Source organism: Thauera phenolivorans, assembly GCF_001696715.1.
Classification (GTDB): Bacteria; Pseudomonadota; Gammaproteobacteria; order Burkholderiales; family Rhodocyclaceae; genus Thauera; species Thauera phenolivorans.
In genome coordinates, this window is record NZ_MBFM01000004.1 from 175,919 (window position 1) to 186,285 (window position 10,367).

The 10,367-nt window shown below is 65.5% G+C and carries 15 protein-coding genes; 1 reads left to right on the plus strand and 14 read right to left on the minus strand.

Features of this window, described 5'->3' with window-relative positions; all coding sequences use genetic code 11:
• Positions 1 to 56: 56 nt before the first annotated feature.
• Positions 57 to 2,903, plus strand: coding sequence for an excinuclease ABC subunit UvrA (gene uvrA / locus BB334_RS10715; protein WP_068808917.1), 2,847 nt, complete (start codon positions 57 to 59; stop codon positions 2,901 to 2,903).
• Here the strand turns inward: uvrA and galE are convergent.
• The 14 genes from galE to BB334_RS10780 form a co-directional block, all read right to left on the minus strand.
• Positions 2,888 to 3,910, minus strand: coding sequence for a UDP-glucose 4-epimerase GalE (gene galE / locus BB334_RS10720; protein WP_068808380.1), 1,023 nt, complete (start codon positions 3,908 to 3,910; stop codon positions 2,888 to 2,890). The two genes, uvrA and galE, sit on opposite strands and share 16 nt — an antisense overlap.
• A gap of 91 nt (positions 3,911 to 4,001) precedes the next feature.
• On the minus strand, positions 4,002 to 4,391 hold the full coding sequence (gene rplQ / locus BB334_RS10725) for a 50S ribosomal protein L17 (RefSeq protein WP_068808382.1): 390 nt from the start codon (positions 4,389 to 4,391) through the stop codon (positions 4,002 to 4,004).
• 27 nt (positions 4,392 to 4,418) lie between these two features.
• On the minus strand, positions 4,419 to 5,399 hold the full coding sequence (locus BB334_RS10730; RefSeq protein ID WP_068808918.1) for a DNA-directed RNA polymerase subunit alpha: 981 nt from the start codon (positions 5,397 to 5,399) through the stop codon (positions 4,419 to 4,421).
• Between the two features lie 40 nt (positions 5,400 to 5,439).
• Positions 5,440 to 6,069 carry a 30S ribosomal protein S4 gene (gene rpsD / locus BB334_RS10735; RefSeq protein WP_068808384.1) on the minus strand — a complete coding sequence of 210 codons (630 nt, stop codon included), beginning with the start codon at positions 6,067 to 6,069 and terminating at the stop codon, positions 5,440 to 5,442.
• A gap of 14 nt (positions 6,070 to 6,083) precedes the next feature.
• Positions 6,084 to 6,473: a 30S ribosomal protein S11 gene (gene rpsK / locus BB334_RS10740; RefSeq protein WP_068808386.1), complete on the minus strand. Its 390-nt coding sequence runs from the start codon at positions 6,471 to 6,473 to the stop codon at positions 6,084 to 6,086.
• A gap of 12 nt (positions 6,474 to 6,485) precedes the next feature.
• Entirely contained in the window at positions 6,486 to 6,848 is a 363-nt protein-coding gene (rpsM, locus tag BB334_RS10745) for a 30S ribosomal protein S13 (protein ID WP_068808387.1), read from the minus strand.
• A gap of 53 nt (positions 6,849 to 6,901) precedes the next feature.
• Positions 6,902 to 7,015, minus strand: coding sequence for a 50S ribosomal protein L36 (gene rpmJ / locus BB334_RS17610; protein ID WP_011767118.1), 114 nt, complete (start codon positions 7,013 to 7,015; stop codon positions 6,902 to 6,904).
• A 26-nt stretch (positions 7,016 to 7,041) separates the two neighbouring features.
• Positions 7,042 to 7,260, minus strand: a complete 219-nt coding sequence (infA, locus tag BB334_RS10750) for a translation initiation factor IF-1 (RefSeq protein WP_068808390.1) — start codon at positions 7,258 to 7,260, stop codon at positions 7,042 to 7,044.
• Positions 7,261 to 7,263: 3 nt separating this feature from the next.
• Positions 7,264 to 8,589, minus strand: a complete 1,326-nt coding sequence (secY, locus tag BB334_RS10755; protein WP_068808393.1) for a preprotein translocase subunit SecY — start codon at positions 8,587 to 8,589, stop codon at positions 7,264 to 7,266.
• Positions 8,590 to 8,602: 13 nt separating this feature from the next.
• Complete coding sequence (gene rplO / locus BB334_RS10760) at positions 8,603 to 9,040, minus strand: 50S ribosomal protein L15 (protein WP_068808396.1); 438 nt, start codon at positions 9,038 to 9,040, stop codon at positions 8,603 to 8,605.
• 1 nt (position 9,041) lies between these two features.
• A complete protein-coding gene (rpmD, locus tag BB334_RS10765) occupies positions 9,042 to 9,224 on the minus strand; it encodes a 50S ribosomal protein L30 (protein WP_068808399.1) in 183 nt (60 codons plus the stop codon).
• A 3-nt stretch (positions 9,225 to 9,227) separates the two neighbouring features.
• Positions 9,228 to 9,752 (minus strand): 30S ribosomal protein S5, encoded by a 525-nt coding sequence (gene rpsE, locus BB334_RS10770; RefSeq protein ID WP_068808402.1) that lies wholly within the window; start codon positions 9,750 to 9,752, stop codon positions 9,228 to 9,230.
• A gap of 12 nt (positions 9,753 to 9,764) precedes the next feature.
• Positions 9,765 to 10,118, minus strand: coding sequence for a 50S ribosomal protein L18 (gene rplR, locus BB334_RS10775; RefSeq protein WP_068808405.1), 354 nt, complete (start codon positions 10,116 to 10,118; stop codon positions 9,765 to 9,767).
• An 11-nt stretch (positions 10,119 to 10,129) separates the two neighbouring features.
• Positions 10,130 to 10,367 (minus strand): 50S ribosomal protein L6 (locus BB334_RS10780; protein ID WP_068808919.1); only part of this gene is annotated, 238 nt, incomplete at its 5' end.

Sequence of the window (10,367 nt, forward strand, 5' to 3'; positions counted from 1 at the left end):
GGCCCGCCCGGCCCTTCCCTCTTATAGTGATGGGTTCCAGTCTGGCCGAGCCGCTCATGGACGAAATTCGCATTCGCGGTGCCCGCACCCACAACCTGAAGAACGTCAGCCTCGATCTTCCGCGCAATCGTCTGACCGTGATCACCGGGCTGTCGGGCTCGGGCAAGTCCTCGCTCGCTTTCGACACCCTCTATGCCGAGGGCCAGCGCCGCTACGTCGAGTCGCTGTCGGCCTACGCGCGCCAGTTCCTGCAGTTGATGGAGAAGCCCGACGTCGACCTGATCGAGGGCCTGTCACCGGCGATTTCGATCGAACAGAAGGCGACCAGCCACAATCCGCGCTCCACCGTGGGCACGGTCACCGAGATCCACGACTACCTGCGCCTGCTCTACGCGCGCGCCGGCACGCCGCACTGCCCCGAGCATCCCGAGCAGGCGCTCGAGGCGCAGAGCGTGGCGCAGATGGTCGACCACGTGCTCGCCCTCGAACCGGAAAGCCGGGTGATGATCCTCGCGCCGATCGTGGCGGGGCGAAAGGGCGAACAGGGCGACCTCTTCGCCGAGCTCCGCGCCCAGGGCTTCGTGCGCGTCCGGGTCGATGGCGAGGTGCATGAGCTCGACGCCCTGCCGCCGCTCGAGAAGGGACGGCGCCACGACGTCGAGGTGGTCATCGACCGCTTCAGGGTGCGCGCCGACCTGCGCGGCCGCATCGCCGAATCCTTCGAGACCGCGCTCAACCACGCCGACGGCCGGGCGATCGCCTACGAGATGGACGCCGGCCGCGCCCATCTGTTTTCCGCGCGCTTCGCCTGCCCGGTCTGCAGCTTCGCGCTCGGCGAGCTCGAGCCGCGCCTGTTCTCGTTCAACAACCCGGCCGGCGCCTGCCCGAAGTGCGACGGCCTCGGCCAGGTCGACTTCTTCGATCCGGCGCGGGTCGTCGCCCACCCCGAGCTCTCGCTCGCCGCCGGTGCGATCCGCGGCTGGGACCGGCGCAACCAGTTCTATTTCCAGATGCTCGCCAGCCTCGCGGCGCACTACGGCTTCGACCTCGAGACCCCCGTCGCCGGGCTGCCGGCGGAGATCCTCCACGTGGTGCTGCACGGCTCGGGCAGGCAGAAGATCGCCTTCCGCTACCCGAGCGACGGCGGACGCATGGTGAAGAAGGAGCATCCCTTCGAGGGCATCATCCCGAACCTCGAGCGACGCTATCGCGAGACCGACTCGATCGCGGTGCGCGAGGAACTCGCCAAGTACCGCGCCTCCTGTGCCTGCCCCGCCTGCGGCGGCACCCGCCTGCGCGCCGAGGCGCGCCACGTGCTGATCGGCGAGCGCCCGCTGCACGAGGTGAGCCACCTCCCGCTCGGCGCCTGCAAGGCCTTTTTCGACGGCCTGCGCCTCGCCGGCCAGCGCGCCCAGGTGGCGGAGAAGATCATCGGCGAGATCGCGCAACGCGTCAGCTTCCTGATCGACGTCGGCCTCGACTACCTGTCGCTCGACCGCTCCGCCGACACCCTCTCGGGCGGCGAGGCGCAGCGCATCCGCCTGGCCAGCCAGATCGGCTCCGGCCTCACCGGCGTCATGTACGTACTCGACGAGCCCTCGATCGGCCTGCACCAGCGCGACAACGACCGCCTGCTCGCGACCCTCGGTCGCCTGCGCGACCTGGGCAACACGGTGATCGTGGTCGAGCATGACGAGGACGCGATCCGCAGCGCCGACTACCTGGTCGACATGGGTCCCGGCGCGGGCGAACACGGCGGCGAGGTGGTCGCCTGTGGTACGCCGGCCGAAGTCTTCGCCAACGAGGCCTCGCTCACCGCCGCCTACCTGTCCGGCCGGCGCGCGATCGCGCTGCCGGCGAAGCGGCGCGCCCCCGATCCCGAGCGCATCGTGCGGCTCAGCGGGGCGCGCGGCAACAACCTGAAGGACGTCACCCTCGAACTGCCGGTGGGCCTGTTCACCTGCATCACCGGGGTCTCCGGGTCGGGCAAGTCGACCCTGATCAACGACACCCTGGCCGCGCTCGCCGCGCAGCGCCTGAACGGCGCGAGCACCGAACCGGCACCGCACGACGCGATCGCCGGCCTCGAGCACCTCGACAAGATCATCAGCGTCGACCAGTCGCCGATCGGGCGCACCCCGCGCTCCAACCCCGCGACCTACACCGGGCTGATGACGCCCATCCGCGATCTCTTCGCCGGCGTGCCCGAGGCGCGCGCACGCGGCTACGGCCCGGGCCGCTTCTCGTTCAACGTCAAGGGCGGGCGATGCGAAGCCTGCCAGGGCGACGGCTTGATCAAGGTCGAGATGCACTTCCTGCCCGACATGTACGTGCCTTGCGATCTCTGCCACGGCAAGCGCTACAACCGCGAAACGCTCGAGATCCGCTACAAGGGCCGCACCATCTACGAGGTGCTGGACATGACGGTGGAGCAGGCACTGGAGTTCTTCCGCCCGGTGCCGGCGGTGGCGCGCAAGCTGCAGACGCTCGCCGACGTCGGCCTCGGCTACATCCGCCTCGGCCAGAGTGCCACCACGCTGTCGGGCGGCGAGGCGCAGCGGGTGAAGCTCGCCCTCGAGCTCTCGAAGCGTGACACCGGGCGCACGCTCTACGTGCTCGACGAGCCGACCACCGGCCTGCACTTCCAGGACATCGAGATGCTGCTCGCGGTGCTGCAGCGGCTGTGCGAGCATGGCAACACCATCGTCGTGATCGAGCACAACCTCGACGTGATCAAGACCGCCGACTGGATCGTCGACCTCGGCCCCGAAGGTGGCGGAGGCGGCGGCACGATCGTCTGCAGCGGACCGCCGGAGATGGTGGCGACCTGCCCCGCCAGCCACACCGGCCGCTATCTCGTCAGCGCACTCGCGGGACGCTCAGGCACTCAGTCCTTCGGGTAGCCCTCCGGATTCGCGCTTTGCCAGCGCCAGGCATCCTCGCACATCCGCGCCAGCCCGTACTCCGCCTGCCAGCCGAGGACGCGCTCGGCGAGCGAGGGGTCGGCCCAGCACTCGGCGACGTCGCCCGGTCGCCGCGCCACGATACGGTACGGCACCTGCCGGCCCGACGCGGCCTCGAAGGCGCGCACCACCTCGAGCACGCTGCAACCACGGCCGGTACCGAGATTGAGGGTGGTGACGCCATCGAGCGCGTCGATACGCTCGAGTGCGCGCAGATGACCGCGCGCGAGGTCGACGACGTGGATGTAGTCGCGCACCCCGGTGCCGTCCGGAGTCGGATAATCGGCACCGAACACCTGCAGGGCCGCGAGCCGGCCGACCGCCACCTGACTCACGTACGGCATCAGGTTGTTCGGAATCCCGCCCGGATCCTCCCCGATGAGCCCGCTCGGATGCGCGCCCACCGGATTGAAGTAGCGCAGCAGCACGACACGCCAGCGCCCGTCCGCCGCTCCGAGGTCGCGCAGGATCTCCTCTCCCATGAGCTTGGTGCGGCCGTAGGGATTCGTGGCCGAAGTCGGGAACCCCTCGCCGATCGGCACCGACGCCGGATCCCCATAGACCGTTGCCGACGAACTGAAGACCAGCTTCCGCACCCTGGCCGCATCCATCGCCTGCAACAGGGTGAACAGCCCGCCGAGGTTGTTGTCGTAGTAGTCCAGCGGTTCGCGAACCGACTCGCCCACCGCCTTCTTGGCGGCAAAGTGGATCACCGCGTCGATCGCATGCGCCTGGAACAGCGCATCGAGCGCTGCACGATCGCGCACGTCGGCCTCGACGAAGCCGGCGAGCTTGCGCCCCGCGAGCGCCTCTACGCGCTCGAGTGCGCGCACCGACGAATTCGACAGGTCGTCCACCACCACCACCTCGAACCCGGCGGCGAGCAGCTCGACGCAGGTGTGCGATCCGATATAGCCGGCGCCGCCGGTGACCAGTACCCTCGCCATTCCCTTCCTCACAGATGTTGCACACGGCACGCGAACGAAAAAAAAGGCCGGGTTACCCCGACCTTTCTTGCCGCCGCTCCGGCGTGCGACCTCAGGCCGCTTCCTGCTCCGCCTCGACCGCCTCCGGGCGATCGACGAGCTCGATGATCGCCATCGGCGCATTGTCGCCGTCGCGGAAACCGAACTTCAGGATGCGGGTGTAACCGCCGTTGCGCTCGGCGAAGCGCGGGCCGAGCTCGTCGAACAGCTTGACGACCATCTCGCGATCACGCAGGCGGTCGAAGGCCAGACGACGGTTGGCCAGGCTGGGCTTCTTGCCCAGGGTGATCATCGGCTCCACCACGCGGCGAAGTTCCTTCGCCTTCGGCAGGGTCGTCTTGATCACTTCGTGACGCAGCAGCGAGTTCGCCATATTGCGGAACATCGCCTGACGATGGCTGCTGGTACGATTCAGCTTGCGAAGACCATTGCGGTGACGCATTTCAATTCCTCACTTGACCGGCACCAATCAACCGAGCTTCTCGAGCCCGGCCGGCGGCCAGTTTTCCAGTTTCATCCCCAGGGTCAGCCCGCGAGAGGCCAACACTTCCTTGATCTCGTTGAGCGACTTGCGACCCAGGTTCGGCGTCTTCAGCAGCTCGGTTTCGGTGCGCTGAATCAGGTCACCGATGTAGTAGATGTTCTCGGCCTTGAGGCAGTTGGCCGAGCGCACCGTCAGCTCGAGGTCGTCCACCGGCCGCAACAGCACCGGATCGATCGTCGGCTCGGCAGGCTTGCCCGCCTCGGGCGCAGTGCCTTCCAGCTCCGCGAACACCGACAGCTGATCCATCAGGACGCGCGCCGCATAGCGGATCGCCTCCTCCGGATCCACCGCACCGTTGGTCTCGATGTCGAACACAAGCCGGTCGAGGTCGGTACGCTGTTCCACACGAGCGCTCTCGACCAGATAGCTCACCCGGCGCACCGGACTGAACGAGGCGTCGAGCACCACGCGGCCGATCGCCTTCGACTCCGCATTCGCCGGACGCGCATTGCCTGGAACGTAGCCACGCCCCTGCTCGATGCGGATCTCCATCTCGAGCTTGCCGCCCGGTGCGATATGAGCGAGCACGTGCTCGGGGTTCACGATCTCGACGTCATGGCCGATCTCGATGTCGCCCGCGGTGACCACGCCCTCGCCGGACTTGCTCAGGCGCACGGTCGCATCGCTGCGGCTGTGAAGCTTGAACACCACGCCCTTCAGGTTCAACACCAGGTCTACGATGTCCTCGCGCACGCCATCGAGCGTCGAGTATTCGTGCAGCACGCCTTCGATCGTCACCTCGGTCGCAGCGTGCCCCGGGAGCGACGACAGGAGGATGCGCCGCAGCGCATTCCCCAACGTGTGGCCGAAGCCGCGCTCGAACGGCTCCATCGTCACTCGCGCCTGGACGGGCGAGAGACTCTGGACGTCGATGATGCGCGGTTTCAGCAGTGCATTGCTTTGCATCAGCATTCCCTCAGAACTGGTTGCGAATCACGACTCCCGATTAGCGGGAATAGAGTTCCACCACCAGGCCTTCGTTGATCGTTGCCGGCAGTTCGGCGCGCACCGGATAGGCCTTGAACGTGCCCTTGCCCGCCTTGGCGTCGACTTCGAGCCATTCGGGGAAACCACGCGAGGCGGCCGCTTCCAGCGCAGCCTTGGTGCGCAGATGGCCACGGGCACGCTCGGTCAGCTCGACCACGTCGCCCGGACGGACGATGTACGAGGGGATGTTCACGCGCTTGCCGTTGACCAGCACGCCGTTGTGGCGGACCACCTGGCGCGACTCGGCACGCGAAGCGCCGAAACCCATGCGGTAAGCGACGGAATCCAGGCGGCCTTCCAGCAGCTGCAGCAGGGTTTCGCCGGTCTGGCCGCGACGACGGTCGGCTTCAGCATAGACCTTGCGGAACTGGCGCTCGAGGACGCCGTAGAGGCGGCGGATCTTCTGCTTTTCACGCAGCTGCACGCCATAACCCGACATGCGCTGGCCGGAACGCTGGCCATGCTGGCCAGGCGCGTAGGCGCGGCGCTCGATCGAGCACTTGTCGGTAAAACACTTTTCGCCCTTCAGAAACAGCTTTTCGCCTTCGCGACGGCACTGACGGCACTTGGGATCGAGATTACGAGCCACTTTTCAACTCCTTGTCAGATACGGCGCTTTTTCGGCGGACGGCAGCCGTTGTGCGGGATGGGGGTGATGTCCGTGATGGTGGAGATCTTGATCCCGAGCGCATTGAGCGCGCGCACCGCGGATTCGCGGCCAGGACCGGGGCCCTTGATGCGCACTTCGAGGTTCTTCACGCCGCATTCCTGCGCCACCTTGCCAGCCGCCTCCGCAGCCACCTGGGCGGCGAACGGCGTGCTCTTGCGGGAGCCCTTGAAGCCGGCGCCGCCGGAGGTCGCCCACGACAGCGCGTTGCCCTGGCGGTCGGTGATGGTGATGATGGTGTTGTTGAAGCTAGCGTGAACGTGCGCAATACCTTCGGCGACGTTCTTCTTGACCTTCTTCCGGACCTTCGTTGCAGTCTTAGCCATTATCGGTTCCTATCACTTCTTGCCGGCAATCGCCTTGCGCGGTCCCTTGCGGGTGCGGGCGTTGGTGCGGGTGCGCTGTCCGCGCATCGGCAGGCCGCGGCGATGACGAACGCCGCGGTAGCAACCGAGGTCCATCAGACGCTTGATGTTCATGGTAACTTCACGACGCAGGTCGCCTTCGACGACGAAGCGACCGACTTCGTCGCGCAGCTTCTCCATGTCGGACTCGGTCAGATCCTTGATCTTCCTCGAGCGCACGATGCCGGCAGCGTCGCAAATCTTCTGAGCACGCGAACGGCCGATCCCATAGATGGCGGTCAGCGCGATCTCGGCATGCTTGTGATTGGGAATGTTTACCCCAGCAATACGGGCCATCCGTCTACCCCAAAACGCGAAACATTAAATTTTAATCGCTAAGGTTGATCTAATCAACCCTGGCGCTGCTTGTGCCGCGGATCGGTGCAGATGACGCGCACCACGCCCTTGCGGCGAATGATCTTGCAGTTGCGGCAGATCCGCTTGACTGAAGCCTGGACTCTCATGTTCTTGCTCCTGTTTCTCTAATTCTTCACTTGGTCCGGAACACGATCCGGCCCTTGCTCAAATCGTAAGGGGTGAGCTGCACAGTGACCTTGTCACCCGGGAGGATCCGGATGTAGTGCATGCGCATCTTCCCGGAGATGTAGCCGAGGATCATGTGGCCGTTCTCCAGCCTGACCCTGAACGTCGCGTTGGGGAGGTTCTCGGTGACCTCGCCCTGCATCTCGATAACGTCTTCCTTCGACATCGATTACCGGATCGGCAGACCCGCCCCCTTGAAATTCGCTTTCTTCAAAAGGCTTTCGTACTGATGCGACATCACGTAGGCCTGCACCTGCGACATGAAGTCCATCGTCACCACGACGATGATCAGCAGCGAGGTCCCGCCGAAGTAGAACGGCACGTTCCACTTGAGGATGAGGAACTCCGGCAGCAGACACACCAGCGTGATGTAGACCGCGCCGGCCAGAGTCAGCCGAGTGAGGATCTTGTCGATGTAGCGCGCGGTCTGGTCACCGGGCCGGATGCCCGGCACGAAGGCACCGCTCTTCTTCAGGTTGTCTGCCGTCTCACGCGCATTGAAGACCAGCGCGGTATAGAAGAAGCAGAAGAAGATGATGGCCAGCGCATACAACATCACATAGATCGGCTGCCCGGGCGACAGCGTGGCCGACAGGTCACGCAGCCAGTACATCCCTTCCGAAGAACCGAACCACTGCCCCAGCGTCGCCGGAAACAGGATGATGCTCGAGGCAAAGATCGGTGGGATGACGCCCGCCATGTTCAGCTTCAGCGGCAGATGGGAACTCTGACCCCCATACACCTTGTTGCCGACCTGGCGCTTGGCGTAATTCACCAGAATCTTGCGCTGCCCCCGCTCCACGAACACCACGAACGCGGTCACCAGCACGACCAGCACGCAGATCAAGAGCGCTGTGAAGGGGTGCATCGCACCAGTCCGCACAAGTTCGAACAGCCCGCCGATCGAGCTCGGCAGACCGGCCACGATACCGGCGAAGATGATGATCGAAATGCCGTTGCCCACACCCCGCTCGGTGATCTGCTCGCCCAGCCACATCAGGAACATCGTGCCCGTCACCAACGTGGACACCGTCACCACACGGAACATCACACCAGGATCGAGCACCAGACCGGACTGCCCTTCCAGTGCGATGGCCATGCCCAGCGACTGCGCGAGCGCAAGCGCCAGGGTGCCGTAGCGGGTGTACTGCGTGATCTTGCGCCGCCCGGCCTCGCCTTCCTTCTTGAGCGCCTCCAGGGAGGGCACGGCGACCGTCATCAACTGCATGATGATCGACGCCGAGATGTACGGCATGATGCCGAGCGCGAAGATCGTGAAGCGCGACAGCGCACCACCCGAGAACAGGTTGAACACACCGAGAATCCCGCCGGCCTGCGACTGGAACATCTCGGACAAGCGCTCGGGATCGATCCCGGGGACCGGGATGTGCGCGCCGAGTCGATAAACGATCAGCGCGCCCATCAGGAACAGCAGGCGCCTTTTCAGGTCGCCGAACTTCCCGGGATTGCCCAGCGTGGCAGCAGGAGTGGCCACAGTCTTACCCTTGTTACTCGTCCGCGACCGAACCGCCGGCCGCTTCGATCGCCGCACGGGCGCCCGCGGTGGCGCCGACGCCGCGCAGGGTGACCTTGCGCGAGATCTCGCCCGACAGCACGACCTTGGCGGACAGTGCGTTGGCGGCGACCACGCCGGCCTGCTTGAGCACCAGCAGATCGATCTCGTCGACCGGGAGGCCGGCGAGTTCCGACAGGCGAACCTCGACGTTGCGCGCCGCCGTCAGCGACACGAAGCCGCGCTTCGGCAGACGGCGCTGGAGCGGCATCTGACCGCCTTCGAAACCGACCTTGTGGAAACCGCCGGCGCGGGACTTCTGACCCTTGTGGCCGCGGCCGCAGGTCTTGCCCAGGCCGCTGCCGATGCCGCGACCGACACGCTTTGCAGCGCGCTTGGAACCCTCGGCGGGCTTGATGGTATTCAGACGCATATCAACCCTCACACTTAACGAGGAAGCGGACCGCGTTGACCATGCCGCGCACCTCCGGGGTGTCGGCGAGCTCAACCGTGTGGTTCAGTCGGCGCAGCCCCAGCCCGCGCACGGTGGCGCGGTGCTGTTGCTTGGTGCCGATCGTGCTTCTGACGAGCGTAACCTTGATTTTCTTGTCGGACATCACTTACCCCATGATCTCTTCGACGGACTTGCCGCGCTTGGCAGCGACTTCCGACGGGGTGTTGATCGCCATCAGACCGTTGATCGTGGCGCGTACGACGTTGTACGGGTTGGCCGAACCGATGCACTTGCAGATGATGTCGGTCACGCCCATCACCTCGAACACGGCACGCATCGGACCGCCGGCGATGATGCCGGTACCGGCCGGAGCCGGCTGCATCAGCACTTGCGCAGCGCCATGCTTGCCCATCACGGTGTGATGAAGAGTACCGTCGCGCAGAGCGACCTTGCGCAGCTTGCGACGGGCTTCGTCCATCGCCTTCTGCACCGCAACCGGCACTTCGCGCGATTTGCCCTTGCCCATGCCGATGCCGCCGTCGCCATCGCCGACCACGGTCAGCGCGGCGAAACCGAGAATACGACCACCCTTCACGACCTTGGTCACGCGATTGATCGCGACCATTTTCTCGCGAAGGCCGTCGTCGCGCTCCTCGGAGGCCTGCGCGCGTTTGTTTTGCTGCTTAGCCATTCGAATCCTCGCTTAGAACTTAAGACCGCCTTCGCGGGCAGCCTCGGCCAGCGCCTTGACGCGACCGTGGAACAGGAAACCGGAGCGATCGAAAGCGACCTGCTCGATGCCCGCAGCCTTGGCGCGCTCGGCGATCAGCTTGCCGACCACTTCGGCCGCAGCCTTGTTGCCGCCGTTGCCCACCTGGGTGCGCACATCCGGCTCGACCGTCGAGGCCGCAGCGAGAACGCGCGAGCCGCAACCCGAGATCACCTGGGCGTAGATGTGGCAGTTGGAACGGAACACAGTGAGGCGCACCGCCTTGAGCTCCGCGATCTTGGCGCGAGTTTTGCGCGCACGGCGAAGACGAGTTTCTTTCTTGTCCATGACGAACCGCCTTACTTCTTCTTGGTTTCCTTGAGCACCACCACCTCGTCCGCGTAGCGGACGCCCTTGCCCTTGTAGGGTTCGGGAGAGCGGTAGGCCCGCACCTCGGCTGCGACCTGGCCGACCTGTTGCTTGTCGATGCCCTTGATCACGACTTCGGTCTGGGTGGGCGTCTCAACCTTCACACCGGCGGGCATCTGATGCACCACCGGGTGAGAGAAGCCCAGCGAAAGATTCAGCTTGTCACCC